The following is a 15,920-nucleotide window of genomic DNA, read 5'->3' as shown; positions in this document are numbered from 1 at the left end:
GGCATACGGCGCGGCGGCACGGCGCGGATCATCGGCCGAAATCCGGGTGAGCGTTGTCAGTGCCGCGCCTTACGCTCGCGGGTGATGGCTGATACCGCGCAGACGACGAACCGGACCGACCCGACCGACTTACCCCGGCGCTCCGCCGTGCGCTCGCTGGTGCGCCTGTGGCCGTTCGCCCGGCCGGTGCGGGCGCGGCTGTTCACGGCCGCCTTCGTCGCGGTGCTCGCCTCCTGCGTCAGCCTGGTCATTCCGCTGGTGCTCAAGTGGCTGGTGGACGGGCCGGTGGCGGAGCGCGACCCCGGCGGGGCGTGGCTCGGCGGCGGCTGTCTGCTGCTGCTCGGGCTCGCGGAGGCGCTGCTGTTCGGGCTGCGGCGCTGGCTGGTGGCGCGTCCGCTGGCCGGGGTCGAGGCGGCGATGCGGGAGGCGCTCTACCGCCATCTTCAGCGGCTTCCGGTCGCCTTCCACGACCGCTGGCCCTCGGGCCAGTTGTTGTCGCGCGGCACGACCGATCTCCAGATCCTGCGGTTGTTCCTCGCCTTCCCGCTGACCTTTCTGCTGGTCAACGGCGTCACCCTGCTGGTGGGCGCGGTGCTTCTGCTGGCCCAGCGGTGGTCGCTGGGGCTGGTGCTGCTGGCGCCGGTGCTACCGCTGATGGTGCTGTGCTCCGTCTTCGAGGCGAAGTACGGGCGCGCGGCCCGCCGGACCCAGGACCAGCTCGGCGATCTGACGACGGTGGTCGAGGAGTCGGTGCTCGGCATCCGCATCATCAAGGGCTTCGGGCGGCATCGCAGCCAGACCGAGGCCTTCCGGAAGCTGACCCGCGCGCTCCGTACGTCCGAGCTCCGCAAGGCGCGGCTGCTGGCGTGGATCTGGGGGTGCAACACCACCCTGCCGGAGATCGCGATCGGTGGCGCGCTGGTGCTCGGCACCCTCCAGGTGGCCGACGGCGCACTGTCCGCTGGCACCCTGGTCGCCTTCCTGTCCACCGCCCTGGCGCTGCGCTGGCCGGTGGAGTCGATCGGCTTCCTGCTGGCCATGAGCAACGAGGCGGCGGCAGCCACCGACCGGTACTTCGAGGTCCTGGACGTGCCGGCGGTGGACGACGCGGCAGGGGACGCAGCGGCCGGTGAGGCGTCGGGCCGGGGCGCAGCGGCACGGGACGCAGCGTCCGCGGACGCACCGGTACGGGCCGCCGCACCGATGGAGAACGCTCCGGTACGGCACGCCCCCGAGCCCGCCCGCACCGGCGGCCTGGTCTTCTCCGGCGTGCAGTTCCGCTACCCCGACGCGCCGCCGGACTCCCCGCCGCTGCTGACGGACATCACCCTGCACATCCACCCCGGCGAGACGATGGCGCTGGTCGGGGCGACGGGCAGCGGCAAGACCACGCTCACGGCGCTGGTGCCGCGGCTGTACGACCCGACCGCGGGCCGGATCAGCCTCGACGGGCGCGATCTGGCGACCCTCGGCCGGGGGGAGGTCCGTGCGCTGGTCGCGATGGCCTTCGAGGAGCCGACGCTCTTCTCGGCGACCGCCGCGGAGAACGTCCTGATGGGCGGCGAGGGCGCCCAGGAGAGCGATCTCCGGCGGGCGTTGGAGGTGGCGCAGGCCGATGGCTTCGTCGATGCCCTCCCCGAGGGCGCGGCCACCCAGGTCGGTGAGCAGGGCCTGAGCCTGTCCGGCGGGCAGCGGCAACGGCTCGCCCTGGCCCGTGCCGTGGTCGGCCGGCCGCGCTTCCTGATCCTCGACGATCCGCTGTCCGCCCTCGATGTGCACACCGAGGCGCGGGTGGAGGCGGCGCTGCGGCAGGTGCTGGCGACCACCACCGCCCTGGTCGTCGCCCACCGGCCGTCCACGGTCCTGCTCGCCGACCGGGTGGCCCTGCTGTCCGGCGGCCGGATCACCGCCGTCGGCACCCACCACGCACTGCTCAGGGACCACCCCGAGTACGCCACGCTGATGTCCGGCGACGGAGAGGGCGCCCGATGACCACGACCACGACCGGCCGCCCGTCCGACGACCCCGAGGACCGCCCCGGCGCCCGGCCACGGCCCGCCGCCGAGCCCCCGGAGCCCGCGGACCCCGCCCCCGACGCGCTCGCCCACGACGCCCTGCCCGCCCCCAAGGGGGCCGCGCGTACCCTCCTCGCCTCCCTGCTGGCCCCGCACCGGCGTCGCGTCGGGCTGGTGGCCGTTCTGCTGCTGCTCCAGCAGGCCACCGTGCAGGCCGGGCCGCTGCTGGTCGCCTACGCGCTCGACCGGGCGGTGCCTGCGCTGCGGGCCGGCGACCACGGGCCGCTGCTCACCGTGGCGGTGGCGGCGGTGGTGTGCGCGGCGGCGTCCGGCGGGCTCCAGTTCGGCTTCATCGAGTTCAGCGCGCGGGTCAGCCAGGATGTGCTGCTCGATCTGCGCGGCCGGATCTTCCGGCACGGCCAGGCGCTGAGCCTGGACTTCCACGAGCGCTATACGTCCGGCCGGCTGATCTCCCGTGCCACCACCGATGTGGAGGCGCTGCGCGAACTCCTCGACGAGGGGCTGCAAGAGCTGATCACGGTCTTCCTCTCGTCGGTCTACATCACCGTGACCCTGCTCTGGCTGGACGCGGGCCTGGGCGCCGCCGCCCTCGCCTCCGCCGCGCCGCTCGCCCTCCTCGTCCGCTCCTTCCGGCACCGTTCGCACCGGGCCTACGGCGCGAAGTCCACGGCGATGGCGGCCGTCATCGTGAAGTTCACCGAGACCCTCAACGGCATCCGGCCGGTGCAGGCGTTCCGCCGCGAGCGCCCGAACGAGGCCGCTTTCGCCCGGCTGAACCACCGGCACGCACGGCTCAACGGCGACACGCTCTTGGAGATGGCGCGCTATGTCGTCGCCTCCCGGGTGGTGGCCAATGCCGCGGTCGCCGCGATCGTCCTGTGGGGCGCCTCCCGCGTGGCCACGGGCGACCTGGCGCTGGGTGTCCTCGCCGCCGCGGTGCTCTATCTGCGCCGGCTGTACGACCCCATCGACCGGCTCGGGATGTTCCTCAACTCCTATGAGTCCGCGGCTGCTTCCCTCCAGAAGATCGCCGGACTGCTCGCCCGGCGCCCCGGTGTCCCGGAGCCGGCCGCATCGGCCACACTGCCGCCCGTCGTGGCCGGCCGGCCGGGCCGCGAGGTCACCTTCCGCGAGGTCCGTTTCGCCTACCGCACCGGCGGCGAGGTGCTGCCCCGCTTCGATCTGACCCTCGCGGCCGGGTCGACCGTGGCCGTGGTGGGTGCCACGGGCGCGGGCAAGTCGACCCTCGCCAAGCTGCTGGCCCGCTTCTACGACCCCACCGAGGGCCAGGTGCTGCTCGACGGGGTCGATCTGCGCGAGCTGTCGACGGCCGCGCTGCGCCGTGGCGTCGTCATGGTCACCCAGGAAGCCTTCCTGTTCTCCGGCACGGTGGCCGACAACATCGCCCTCGGCCGCCCGGACGCCACCCGCGAGGAGATCGAGCGCGCCGCGAAGGCCCTGGGCGCCCATGACTTCATCGCCGCCCTGCCGGACGGCTACGACACCGATGTCCGCAAGCGCGGCGGCCGCATCTCCGCAGGCCAGCGCCAACTGGTGGGCTTCGCAAGGGCGTTGCTCGCCGACCCGGCCGTGCTCATCCTCGACGAGGCCACCAGCTCCCTGGACATACCCGGCGAACGCGCCGTGCAGCGCGCGATGGACACTGTCCTGGAGGGCCGTACGGCCCTGGTGATCGCCCACCGCCTCTCGACCGTCGAGATCGCCGACCGGGTCCTGGTGATGGACGGCGGCCGGATCGTCGAGGACGGCCCGCCGGACGAACTCATCGCCGCCCGGGGCCGGTTCGCGCAGCTGCACCAGGCATGGCGGGACAGCGTGGGGTAGGGCGGCAACGACGCGAGGGGGGCGCAGTGAGGACCGAGACCGCACGGGGGCCGGGAACCCCCGACCACCGCAGTGCCGGACGCTATGTGTGGTGGCTGGTGGTCAGCCAGCGGGGGCGGGTGGCGGCAGGCGCCACCTACGGGAGCCTGTGGATGGTCGGGCTGATGCTGCCGCCCTATGTGCTGTCCCGGGCCATCGACGAGGGGCTGGTGCCCGGCCGGCTGGCGGTACTGCTCGGCTGGGTGGCGGTGCTGTTCGCGGTCGGGGTGGCGAACGCCTGGCTGGCGGTCATGCGGCATCGCACCATGACCAGGATCCGGATGGACGCCACCTTCCGCACGGTGCGGGTCATCGTGGCGCACACCCTGCGGCTGGGGGCCGCGCTGCCCCACAAAGTGACGGCCGGGGAGGTCGTCACGATCGGGATCGGCGATGTCGGCGTGATCAGCCAGACGCTGACGATGACCGGGCCCGGTGTCGGCGGAGTGCTGGCCTATGGGGTCGTCGCCGTGCTGCTGCTGACCGTCTCGCCGCTGCTGGCCGGGGTGGTGCTGCTGGGTGTCCCGCTGCTCGCGCTGCTGGTCGGGCCGTTGCTGGTGTGGTTACAGGGGGCCGAGTCGCGCTACCGCGAACGGCAGAGCGGGCTGGCGGCCCGGCTGACGGACCTGGTCGGCGGGCTGCGGGTGCTCAACGGTCTGGGTGGCAAGGAGGTGTTCGCCGACCGTCACCGGCGCGAGGCACGGGAGCTGCGGGACGAGGGCTACCGGGTCGGTGCGGTGACGAGCTGGGTGCAGGCCCTCGGGGTCGGCCTGCCGACGCTGTTCCTGGCCGCGGTGACCTGGCTCGCGGCCAGGATGGCGGCCCAAGGCGCCATCACCGTCGGCGAGTTGGTGGCCGTCTACGGATACGCGGCGGCGCTGGTGGTGCCGGTCTCGTTCTTCATCGAGGGCGGCTACGACCTCACCCGCGGGCTGGTCGCCGCCCGGCGGGTGGTCCGGTTTCTGCGACTGGAGCCGGATACCGCGGACGGCTCCGGGAGCGCGGCCGCGGACGGCTCCGGGAGCGCGGCCGCGGACGGCTCCGGGAGCGCGGCCGCGGACGGCTCCGGGGACGCGGCGGGGAGCAGGGCCGGGGGCACGCCCGGGAGCAGGGCCGGAGACGCGGCCGGGAGCGGGGCCGGGGACGCCCCCGAGGCCGCGTCCGTGCTGCGGGATCCCGCGTCGGGTGTCGAGGTGGTGCCCGGTCTGCTGACCGCGCTGGCCACCGCCCGGCCGGGCGAGTCGGCGGCAGTGGTCGACCGTCTGGGCCGGTTCGCGGATTCGGCCGCCACCTGGGGCGCGGTACGTCTCGACGAGATCCCGCTGCCGCAGGTCCGCGACCGGATCCTGGTCGCGGACAACGAGGCCGACCTGTTCGCCGGGACGCTGCGCGAGGTGGTGAGCGGGCGGCGGGACCGGGCCGAGGAGGCGATCGGCCGGGCCGTCCGGACGGCCCTGGCCGAGGACATCGTCCGTGGGCTGCCGGACGGGCTCGACTCGGCGGTCGAGGCGCAGGGCCGCAATCTCTCCGGCGGGCAGCGGCAGCGGCTGCGCCTGGTGCGGGCGCTGCTGGCCGACCCCGAGGTGCTGCTCGCGGTGGAGCCGACCTCGGCGGTGGACGCGCACACCGAGGCCGGTGTCGCGGCCCGGCTGCACCACGCACGGGCGGGCCGTACGACCGTGGTCACCAGCACCTCACCCCTGCTGCTGGACCGGGCCGACCGGGTGTACTTCCTCGTCGACGGCCGGGTCGCCGCCGTCGGCAGCCATCGTCAGCTCCTGGCCGAACAGCCCGGATACCGCCGCCTGGTGGCCCGCGGCGAGGACGAGGACGGCACGGACGAGAGCGCCACGAGCGCGAGCAGCACGGGCGCGAGCAGCGAGGACGTGACCCACACGACCGACGGCGCGGACCCCCGCCCCGAGGCCCCCGTGACCAAGGAGGACGCGTGATGACGGCGACCGCCACCCGGCCCGGACGGTCCGGGAACGCGCCGCCGGGCGGTGCGGCGCTGCCGGTGGCCGATCCGGCCACGACCCGGCGGGCGGCGCTCCGGCTGGTCCGGCGGGACGGCCGGGCCGTCACCCTGATGCTGGCGCTCAACGCGCTGGCGGCCGGCGCCGGTCTGGCCGGGCCCTGGCTGCTCGGCCGGATCGTGGACACGGTGCGGTCCGGCGGCGGCGTGCACACGGTGGACCGGCTGGCGCTGGTCATCCTGGCGTGCGGGCTGGCGCAGTTGCTGCTGGCGCGCTACGCCCGGTATGTCGGGCACCGCTTCGGCGAGCGCACCGTGGCGCGGGTCCGCGAGCAGTACGTGGACCGGGCGCTGGCGCTGCCGGCCGCCGTCGTGGAGCGGGCCGGCACCGGCGATCTGACCGCCCGTGGGACCTCCGATGTCACCTCGGTCGCCCGGGCGCTGCGGGACGCCGTGCCGGAGGTGTGCGTGGCCGCGGCGCAGGCGCTGTTCCTGCTGGGTGCGGTGGTGGTGCTCGATCCGCTGCTCGGCCTGTGCGGGCTGGGCGTGTTCAGCGGGGTGTTCGCGGTCCGCTGGTATCTGCGCCGGGCGCACGGCGCGTATCTGGCGGAGGGCGCGGCGACCTCGGCGCTCGCCGAGCTGCTGGCGGCCACCGCCGCGGGTGCCCGGACCGTCGAGGCGCTGGGCCTCCAGGAGCGCCGGACGGCGGCGAGCGAACAGGCCGTCGCGCACTGCCGCCGTACCCGCACCCGCACGCTGTTCCTGCGCAGTGTGCTGCTGCCGGCCGTGGATGTGGCCTATGTCGTCCCGGTGGTCGGCGTGCTGCTGGTCGGCGGGGCGCTGCACGGGCATGGCGGGATCAGCCTGGGCGTGGTCATCACCGCGGCGCTGTATCTGCGGCAGCTGTCCGACCCGCTGGCGACGATTCTGTTCCGGGCCGAGCAACTCCAGAGCAGCGGCGCCGCGTTCGCCCGCGTCGAGGGCCTGGGCCAGGCCCCGCGGACGAGGACCGCCCCCGCGGCCCTCCTCCCGCACCCGTCCGCGAAGCGCTCCCCCGCCCTCCCCGCCGACGACCGCATCGAGGTCACCGCCGTCCACTACGCCTACGGGGCCGCGGGCGGGAGCCCCGCCGCGGACCGCGATGTCCTGCACGGTGTGGACCTGACCGTCCGCCCCGGCGAACGCCTCGCCGTGGTCGGCCCCTCGGGCGCCGGCAAGTCCACCCTGGGTCGGCTGCTGGCCGGGATCGACGCGCCGCGCCACGGCTCGGTGACGGTCGGCGGGGTGCCGGTCGCCGCGCTGGAGCCAGCAGCGCTGCGCCGCCAGGTCGTCCTCGTCACCCAGGAGCACCATGTCTTCCTGGGCACCCTCCGGGACAACCTCCAGATCGCCGCGCCCGACGCCGGGGACGCCGCGCTGCGGGCCGCGCTGGCCGCCGTGGGCGCCGACTGGGCCGCGGAGCTGCCGGCCGGCCTGGACACCGAGCTGGGCGCCGGCGGCCACCGCCCCGACGGTTCCCAGTCCCAGCAACTGGCCCTGGCCCGTGTGGTGCTGGCGGATCCGCACACGGTGATCCTGGACGAGGCGACCGCGCTGCTCGACCCGCGGACGGCCCGGCACACCGAACGCGCCCTGGCCGCCGTCCTGACGGGCCGTACGGTCATCGCCATCGCGCACCGTCTGCACACCGCCCACGACGCGGACCGGGTGGCCGTCATGGAGGAGGGCCGGCTGACCGAACTCGGCACCCATGACGACCTGGTGGCGGCGAACGGGGCCTACGCCGCCCTGTGGCACTCATGGCACAGCTAGGGGCTACCCCATAGCCGTACCGTCGGGAGGAGACGTCCGTCCGGGCCGGTGCGCCCGGCCCGGCCCGTACGGACGTTCAGCCCCCCGTCCGGCTTCCGGACACCGATTTCGGGCAACGGACGGTTTCCGGCCAATTAGTTGAACGGAGCCTGACAACAAGCCGCTGACGGTGGGACTCTTCCCCGCAACCGCCGCACGGGCCCCACAGCACCACTCCCCGCGGCCGGAAGCTCCACCCGCTCCACCCGCACCATCCGTTCCACCCGAAACACCCAGCACCTCACGTACGTCTCCCCCCACACGCTCCAAGAGTTCTGCCTCGCTCTGCCCGGACGGCCGCTTCGCCGCCCGGTCCCCCTCGGCCGCATCGTCACGTGGCGGCCACCGCAGAAGGAGTCAGTGTGAGACGCACCCCCCATGGACGCGCCGTCGCGACCGGTGCACTCGTCGCCGTCACGGCGATGCTGGCCGTCGGCGTTCAGGCCGGTACCGGCACCGCGGCCGCCCCGCGGCCGGGCAGCACGCATGCCACCCCCGATCCCGGCGCCCTGCCGGCCAAGCTGTCCCCGTCCCAGCGTGCGGAGCTGATACGGGCAGCCGGCGCCACCACCGCCGAGACCGCGCGGCAGCTGAAGCTCGGCGCGAAGGAAAAGCTGGTCGTCAAGGACGTCTCGAAGGATGTCGACGGCACCGTTCACACCCGCTACGAGCGCACCTACGACGGACTGCCGGTCCTCGGCGGTGACCTCGTGGTGCACGAGAGCAAGGGCGGCACGCTCAAGGGCGTCACCAAGGCCGTGCGCTCCCAGCTGAAGGTCGCGAGCACCACCGCGAAGGTGAAGCCCGCCACGGCCGAGGCGAAGGCCGTCAAGGCGGCGCAGGCCCGCGGTTCGGAGAAGACCGAGGCCGCGAAGGCCCCCCGCAAGGTGGTCTGGGTCGCCGACGGCAAGCCGCTGCTGGCGTACGAGACGGTGGTCGGCGGGCTCCAGGACGACGGCACCCCCAGCCAGCTGCACGTCATCACGGACGCCACGACCGGCGCCAAGATCTTCGAATACCAGGGGATCAAGACCGGCATCGGCAACAGCGAGTACAGCGGCAAGGTCACCATCGGGACCTCGGGCTCGGCGCCCAACTTCTCGATGACCGACGCCACCCGCGGCAACCACAAGACGTACGACCTCAAGCACGGGTCGTCCGGCACCGGTTCGCTGTTCACCGACGCCGACGACACCTGGGGCGACGGCACCCCGCAGAACACCCAGACGGCCGGTGTCGACGCGGCCTACGGCGCCCAGGAGACCTGGGACTACTACAAGAACGTGCACGGCCGCAGCGGCATCAAGGGCGACGGCGTCGGCGCCTACTCCCGGGTCCACTACGGCAACAGCTACGTCAACGCCTTCTGGGACGACGGCTGCTTCTGCATGACGTACGGCGACGGCAGCGGCAACGCCGCCCCGCTGACCGCCATCGACGTGGCCGGCCACGAGATGTCGCACGGTGTCACCGCGGCCACCGCGAACCTCACCTACAGCGGCGAGTCCGGCGGTCTGAACGAGGCGACCTCCGACATCTTCGGCACGGCGGTGGAGTTCTACGCCAACAACACCTCCGACCCCGGTGACTACCTCATCGGCGAGAAGATCGACATCAACGGCGACGGCACCCCGCTGCGCTACATGGACAAGCCGTCCAAGGACGGGGCCTCGGCCGACTACTGGTCCAGTGGCGTCGGCAACAAGGACGTGCACTACTCGTCCGGTGTCGCCAACCACTTCTTCTACCTGCTGTCCGAGGGCAGCGGCCCGAAGGACATCGGCGGCGTCCACTACGACAGCCCGACCTCCGACAACCTGCCGGTCCCGGGCATCGGCCGGGCCAACGCCGAGAAGGTCTGGTTCAAGGCACTCAGCCAGTACATGAGCGCCAACACCAACTACGCGGCCGCCCGCACCGCCACCCTCAAGGCCGCCGCCGACCTGTTCGGTGAGGGCAGCGCCTCGTACAACACGGTCGCCAACACCTGGGCGGCGGTCAACGTCGGCTCCCGCGTCCCGGACGGCGGCGGCGTCACCGTCACCAACCCGGGCAACCAGTCCGGCACCGTGGGCCAGGCGGCGAGCCTCCAGATCAAGGCGACCAGCGGCACCGCGGGCGCACTGTCGTACGCGGCGACCGGGCTGCCCGCCGGGCTGTCGCTCAACGCCACCACCGGTCTGATCTCCGGTACGCCGACCACGGCCGGGACCAGCAATGTGACGGTCACGGTCACCGACGCCGCGAAGAAGACCGGCACCGCCGCCTTCACCTGGACGGTCAACCCGGCCGGCGGCGGCAATGTCTTCGAGAACGCCGCCGATGTGCAGATCCCGGACGCGGGCTCGGCGGTCACCTCGCCGATCAACGTCGGCCGCACCGGCAACGCGCCGAGCACGCTGAAGGTCGGCGTGGACATCGTGCACACCTACCGCGGTGACCTGGTCGTGGACCTGATCGCCCCGGACGGCACGGCCTACCGGCTGAAGAACGCCAGCGCGTTCGACTCGGCGGCGGACGTGAAGACCACGTACACCGTCAACGCCTCCTCGGAGAAGGCGAGCGGCACCTGGAAGCTGCGGGTGCAGGACGTCTACTCCCAGGACACGGGTTACATCAACGGCTGGAAGCTGACCTTCTGACCGCGAGGCAGCACTCAGCTGTCACCTAGGTGTGACATAGGCGGGTCACAGATCACGCCACCGCACAACTGACACACGAGGCACGCGCGTTGGGCGTCGCCCCCTGATATCCGGGGGCGGCGCCCAGCTCCGTTATGCGAACGGCGCGCACCTCTCTACGGACAATTTTCAGCCAATCCCCGAACACCCTCCTGACATGCACGCGTTCGAATGGCAGTCTTCCCGAACGCACGTCACACCCGCATCGCTTTGCACCCCCACCACTTGGCAAAGTTGAAGGAGCACGCGTGACCCCCCGCATATCCCGTAAGACCCGCGTCATCGGTACCTCATTCGCCGTCGCGGCCCTCGTGGCCGCCGGCATCACCGCTGGTACCGCCGGCGCCTCCCCCGCCCAGACCCCCACCGCGGACGGTTCGCCCCTCAAGCTCACCGCCTCGCACCGCGCGGAACTGCTGCGCGACGCGAGCGCGACCAAGGCGCAGACCGCCAAGGAACTGGGCCTGGGCGCGCAGGAGAAGCTGGTCGTCAAGGACGTCATCAAGGACGCCGACGGCACCACGCACACCCGCTACGACCGCACCTACGCCGGCCTGCCGGTGCTGGGCGGCGACCTGATCGTGCACACCGCCAAGGGCGGCGCGGTCAAGAGCACCACCAAGTCGACCGAGAAGTCGGTCAAGGTGGCCTCCACCACGGCGAAGATCGCCCCGACGGCCGCCGCGAAGTCGGCCCAGGGCCTCGCGGTCAAGTCGCTCAGCGCGAAGAAGGCCGACGCGCAGGCGCCCAAGAAGGTCGTCTGGGCCGCCTCCGGCACCCCGGCTCTCGCCTACGACACCGTCGTCAAGGGCGTGAAGAAGGACGGCACGCCGAGCCGGATGCACGTCATCACCGACGCCAACAGCGGCAAGAAGCTGTTCCAGTACGACGACATCCGTACCGGCAAGGGCGAGAGCGAGTACAGCGGCAGCGTCGACCTGGGCACCTCCAAGGAGGGCAGCGGCTTCACGCTGACCGACAAGGAGCGCGGTGGTCACAAGACCACCAACCTGGAGAACGGCGAGTCCGGTGACGGCAAGGCCTTCACGGACGAGGACGACAAGTGGGGCACCGGCAAGCCGGACAACCCGCAGACCGCCGCCGTCGACGCGCACTACGGCGCGGCCGTGACCTGGGACTACTACAAGACCGTGCACGGCCGCAGCGGCATCAAGGGCGACGGCAAGGGCGCCTCGTCCCGCGTGCACTACGGCAAGAGCTACGTCAACGCCTTCTGGGACGACGACTGCTTCTGCATGACGTACGGCGACGGCGAGGGCGACAAGGCCCCGCTGACCGCGCTGGACGTCGCCGCGCACGAGATGTCGCACGGTGTCACCTCCGCCACCGCCAACCTCACCTACAGCGGTGAGTCCGGCGGCCTCAACGAGGGCACCTCGGACATCTTCGGGACCTCGGCCGAGTTCTTCGCCAAGAGCGAGAAGGACCCGGGCGACTACCTCATCGGCGAGAAGATCGACATCAACGGTGACGGTACCCCGCTGCGCTACATGGACAAGCCGTCCAAGGACGGTCAGTCGCAGGACAACTGGGACTCCAAGACCGGTGGCCTGGACCCGCACTACTCCTCGGGTGTCGCCAACCACTTCTTCTACCTGCTGTCCGAGGGCAGCGGCGCGAAGGAGATCGGTGGCGTCAAGTACGACAGCCCGACGGCGGACGGCAAGAAGGTCGAGGGCATCGGCCGGGACAAGGCCGAGAAGATCTGGTTCAAGGCCCTGACCGAGTACATGACCTCGAACACGGACTACAAGGCCGCCCGTGAGGCGACCGTCAAGGCCGCCACCGACCTGTACAAGGCCGGCAGCGCCGAGGTCAAGGGCGTCGAGGCCGCTTGGACCGGTGTCGCCGTCAAGTGACGCAACGTGCGGGAACGTGCTGATCGTCCCGGGGTGATGTGACCCCGGAGCGGGCGGTGTCCGGAGATCCTCCGGGCACCGCCTTCGCGCGTTGTGGGCCCGGATGCGGCCGACCGGCCCAAGTGCCGCGAGAAGGTCGGCGCCCGGCTACCCGGACTCCGCCGGCCCGCTCTCCTTCCGCGCACGGGCCCGGCTGTAGGTCCACGCACCCGCACCCACCAGCACCGCCGCCCCAGCCCCGTACAGTGGCAGCCAGAGGGTGGTCGTGGCTGACAGGCAGTCGGCGACGGCCACATGACTGCGGGCCTGCTGCGCACGGGCCAGCGCGGGCCGGTCGCGACCGGTCAGCTGCGCCAGCTCGGCCTCCGCCCGGAGGCTTTCGTATCTGCCCAGTTCACCGCACCCGCTACGGGTCCCCTCCATCGGAAACAGCCACGCCCAGCGCTGGAGCATCGGCGCCAGTGTGATCGCGACGCACAGACCGACGGTCAGCGCGAACGCGACCAGTTTCCGCACATACGCGGTGCGCAGCCCGGGCGTCCAGGCCGGCAGCGCGTAGAAGGAGCAGACCACCGCGAGCAGCGTCACCCCGACGTAGGTGGCGAACCACTGCCAGGAGCCCTGCGCGAGAGCGGCCGTCAGCACGGCGGCGAGCGCGATGCCGATGACCCCGGCTTCACCGCCGGTGGCCTGGCCGGCGCCGGGGCGTGCCGGTTCCCGGGTGCCGTGCGGACCGGGCTGGTTCACGGGCCTCTCCTGCGGGTCGGTGACCCTCAGCATCCGGCACCGCCCGGCGTCGGCCCCGGCACCGTGCCGGACGGGCCCGGGACCCCGCCCGGTTGGGGGAGAACGCACCCCGCGGCAGCGCGGCCCGGGCAGGCCGGAGCCCCGTTCCCGCCGCTTAGTCTGACGGTATGACTGAGTCCCGCGGCGGCCCGCCCGTCAGCCGTACCAGGGTCCTCCTCGCCGACGACGAGCCGTTGATGCGGGCCGGTGTGCGCGCGATCCTCGGCACGGCGCCCGATATCGAGGTCGTCGCGGAGGCCGCCGACGGCCGCGAGACGGTCGATCAGGCGCTCCGGCACCGGCCCGACGTCTGTCTGCTGGACATCCGGATGCCGCGGCTGGACGGCCTCGGGGTCGCCGCTGAGCTGGCCAGGGCACTGCCCGCCACCGCCGTCGTGATGCTGACGACGTTCTCCGAGGACGAGTACATCGCCGGTTCCCTCGGCTCGGGCGCGGCCGGCTTCCTCCTCAAGTCCGGCGATCCGCGGGAGCTGATCGCCGGGGTCCGGGCCGTCGCCGAGGGCGGCTCCTGTCTCTCCCCGTCCGTCGCCCGGCGCGTCATCTCGCACCTGGGAGGCGGGCAGTTGGGCCGCGGGGCGGCCGCCCGCGCCCGGGTCGCCGAGCTGACCGGGCGGGAGCGCGAGGTGCTCGGGCTGGTCGGCGCCGGGCTGTCCAACGCGGAGATCGCCCAGCGGCTGTTCCTGGTCGAGGGCACCGTCAAGGCGCATGTCAGCGCGATCCTCGCCCGGCTGGGCTTCCGTAACCGAGTCCAGGCGGCCATCCTCGCGTACGAGGCGGGCCTGGTCCCGGCGTCATGACGCGGTGGAAGCGGCCGGACGCCCGGCGGCTGCGCGCCCACGCCCCCGCGCTGGGACTCTGGCTCGCGCTGTGCGGTCCGCCGGCGCTCGTCGTCGCCTCCCTCGACGGCGCCCAGCGGTGGGCCACCGCGGCCGCCTTCCCGCTGCTCGGCGTCTGCGTGCTGGTGCGCCGGCGCAGTCCGCTGACGGCGCTGGCGCTGCCGGTCGCGCCGAGCCTGGTGATCTCGCTGGATCTGTTCACCACCGGGTACTGCGCCGCGCTGGCGGCGTTCGGCTATCTGGCCGGGGTCCGGCTGTCCCGGGCCCGCTCCGCGCTGTGGTTCTTCTCCGCCGTGGCGGCCGGCGGGCTGCCGCTGGCCGCCGTGGTGGGCCGCACGGTGTGGCCGTGGTTCTCGCTGCTGTTGACGCTGCTGCTCAATGTGGTGCTGCCGTGGCTGCTGGGCCGCTACCGCCGGCAGTACGCCGAACTCGCCCGTACGGGCTGGCAGCTCGCCGAGCGGATGGAGCGCGAACAGCAGGCCGTCGCCGACCGCACCCGGCTGCGCGAACGCGCCCGGATCGCCGGCGACATGCATGACTCCCTCGGCCATGACCTGGCACTGATCGCCCTGCGGGCCGGGGCGCTGGAGGTCGATCCGCGGCTGGACGCGGACCGGCAGGCGGCGGCCGGTGAGCTGCGCGCCGCGGCCGGGACGGCGACCGAACGGCTGCGGGAGATCATCGGCGTCCTGCGCACGGATGACGAGAGCGCGCCCCGGGTACCGGCCGACGAGAGCGTGGCGGGGCTGGTGGACCGGGCGCGCGCGTCCGGGATGACGGTGACTCTGGAGCAGGCGGAGGGCACCGGGACCGGCACGCTTCCGGCCATGACCGGACACGCCCTGCACCGCGTCGTCCAGGAGTCCCTGACCAATGCCGCCAAACACGCCCCCGGCGCGGCCGTCCGGGTGCGGATCGGACGGGCCGCCGGGCAGGTGCAGGTCACGGTGGACAGCACCGCGGGAACGGCCGGTCCAGGGGCCGGGCCGGTCTCCGGCGGCAGTGGGCTGGTGGGACTGGACGAGCGGGTGCGGCTGGCCGGCGGCGCGCTGCGGGCCGGTCCCGACCCGGAGGGCGGTTTCACGGTCTCGGCCCGGCTGCCGACCGCCGGCGGCGCCCTCCCGGAGTCTCTCGCCCGCCCCGAACCCACCGCGTCCCAGCGGGAGTTGGCGTACGCCCAGCGGCAGGTGCGGCGCCGGCTCCGGCAGATGGTGGCGGCCCCGGTGGCGCTGCTGGCGGCCCTGGTGCTGCTGAGCAGCGTCTACCACCTGGTCAGCCCGTCCTGGACGGTGCTGGAGCGAAAGCGCTACACGGCGCTCCGTCTCGGCGCCGACCGCTCCCGGGTGGAGTCCGAGCTGCCGTTCTTCGCCCTGGACGCCCCGCCGGACGGCACCCCGCCACCCCCGCACGACTGGACCTGCCTCTACTACAGCGTCCACCCCCGCTCCGACTCCGCCTACCAGCTCTGCTTCACCGACGACGAGCGGCTGGTCAAGAAGAGCGTGGTGCACCGGCGGGACCGCTAGGCCCTGTCGTCAAACTCCCGTCGTCTGCCCGAAGGGCAGGTCCCGCGGCGTCTGGTGCGTGCGCTCGCAAGGCGGAGGGTCGTCCTCGTAGTGGGTCTACGTGGACGATCCGACAACGCAGCGAGCGTGCGTGCCAGGCGTCGCGGGGCAGGCGGGAGTTTGACGACAGGGCCTAGGGCGGGTCGCGACCGGCGCCATGCCGTACGCCACCGGACCGACCCCGTCAACTCACCTCCACCACAGGCGACTTCCCCTCCCGGCTCCACCCCGGCGCCCCTCTCGCCCCCTACCGCCCCGTCCGCCGATATGGCTGATTCCACCCCCTCATGCGCTCTTGTACGGACTCCCTCCTGGAGAGAGGCTGCGGTGTGGCGCCGAGGGGCCCCGGCGCGGCACCGGACATCCGCACACCGCAACTCCGCTGTGATCAGACCGAGTTGAGGA

General features: G+C 73.1%; 9 protein-coding genes. 8 read left to right on the top strand and 1 reads right to left on the bottom strand.

Annotation, left to right across the window (positions count from 1 at the left end; genetic code table 11):
* The first annotated feature begins 84 nt into the window (after positions 1–84).
* The 6 genes from CP981_RS27040 to CP981_RS27010 all read left to right on the top strand — a co-directional run bounded on the left by CP981_RS27040 (position 85) and on the right by CP981_RS27010 (position 12,307).
* On the top strand, positions 85–1,992 hold the full coding sequence (locus CP981_RS27040; RefSeq protein WP_085922991.1) for an ABC transporter ATP-binding protein: 1,908 nt from the start codon (positions 85–87) through the stop codon (positions 1,990–1,992).
* Positions 1,989–3,881, top strand: coding sequence for an ABC transporter ATP-binding protein (locus CP981_RS27035; protein ID WP_085922990.1), 1,893 nt, complete (start codon positions 1,989–1,991; stop codon positions 3,879–3,881). Before CP981_RS27040 ends, CP981_RS27035 begins: the two co-directional genes overlap by 4 nt.
* A gap of 152 nt (positions 3,882–4,033) precedes the next feature.
* Entirely contained in the window at positions 4,034–5,872 is a 1,839-nt protein-coding gene (locus CP981_RS38825; RefSeq protein ID WP_244330081.1) for an ABC transporter transmembrane domain-containing protein, read from the top strand.
* Entirely contained in the window at positions 5,872–7,707 is a 1,836-nt protein-coding gene (locus CP981_RS27020) for an ABC transporter ATP-binding protein (RefSeq protein ID WP_085922989.1), read from the top strand. Before CP981_RS38825 ends, CP981_RS27020 begins: the two co-directional genes overlap by 1 nt.
* A gap of 401 nt (positions 7,708–8,108) precedes the next feature.
* A complete protein-coding gene (locus CP981_RS27015) occupies positions 8,109–10,388 on the top strand; it encodes a M4 family metallopeptidase (protein ID WP_085922988.1) in 2,280 nt (759 codons plus the stop codon).
* 287 nt (positions 10,389–10,675) lie between these two features.
* Positions 10,676–12,307, top strand: a complete 1,632-nt coding sequence (locus CP981_RS27010) for a M4 family metallopeptidase (RefSeq protein WP_085922987.1) — start codon at positions 10,676–10,678, stop codon at positions 12,305–12,307.
* A gap of 147 nt (positions 12,308–12,454) precedes the next feature.
* Here the strand turns inward: CP981_RS27010 and CP981_RS27005 are convergent, their stop codons facing one another.
* Positions 12,455–13,054: a hypothetical protein gene (locus CP981_RS27005; RefSeq protein ID WP_085922986.1), complete on the bottom strand. Its 600-nt coding sequence runs from the start codon at positions 13,052–13,054 to the stop codon at positions 12,455–12,457.
* 167 nt (positions 13,055–13,221) lie between these two features.
* On the opposite strand from CP981_RS27005, the gene CP981_RS27000 reads away from it, so the two are divergent.
* Together CP981_RS27000 and CP981_RS26995 are read left to right on the top strand one after the other, a co-directional pair.
* Entirely contained in the window at positions 13,222–13,911 is a 690-nt protein-coding gene (locus CP981_RS27000; RefSeq protein WP_085922985.1) for a response regulator, read from the top strand.
* Positions 13,908–15,476, top strand: a complete 1,569-nt coding sequence (locus tag CP981_RS26995; protein ID WP_244329799.1) for a sensor histidine kinase — start codon at positions 13,908–13,910, stop codon at positions 15,474–15,476. Before CP981_RS27000 ends, CP981_RS26995 begins: the two co-directional genes overlap by 4 nt.
* Positions 15,477–15,920: the final 444 nt, after the last annotated feature.

This window comes from Streptomyces platensis (assembly GCF_008704855.1).
GTDB lineage: Bacteria > Actinomycetota > Actinomycetes > Streptomycetales > Streptomycetaceae > Streptomyces > Streptomyces platensis.
Note: the sequence above shows the minus strand (reverse complement) of the source record. Positions and strands in the feature narration are given on the sequence as shown.

Coding starts and splice junctions, on each gene's coding strand:
- CP981_RS27040 (WP_085922991.1), top strand. CDS start 85: ATGGCTGATACCGCGCAGACGACGAACCGGACCGACCCGACCGACTTA.
- CP981_RS27035 (WP_085922990.1), top strand. CDS start 1,989: ATGACCACGACCACGACCGGCCGCCCGTCCGACGACCCCGAGGACCGC.
- CP981_RS38825 (WP_244330081.1), top strand. CDS start 4,034: ATGGTCGGGCTGATGCTGCCGCCCTATGTGCTGTCCCGGGCCATCGAC.
- CP981_RS27020 (WP_085922989.1), top strand. CDS start 5,872: ATGACGGCGACCGCCACCCGGCCCGGACGGTCCGGGAACGCGCCGCCG.
- CP981_RS27000 (WP_085922985.1), top strand. CDS start 13,222: ATGACTGAGTCCCGCGGCGGCCCGCCCGTCAGCCGTACCAGGGTCCTC.
- CP981_RS26995 (WP_244329799.1), top strand. CDS start 13,908: ATGACGCGGTGGAAGCGGCCGGACGCCCGGCGGCTGCGCGCCCACGCC.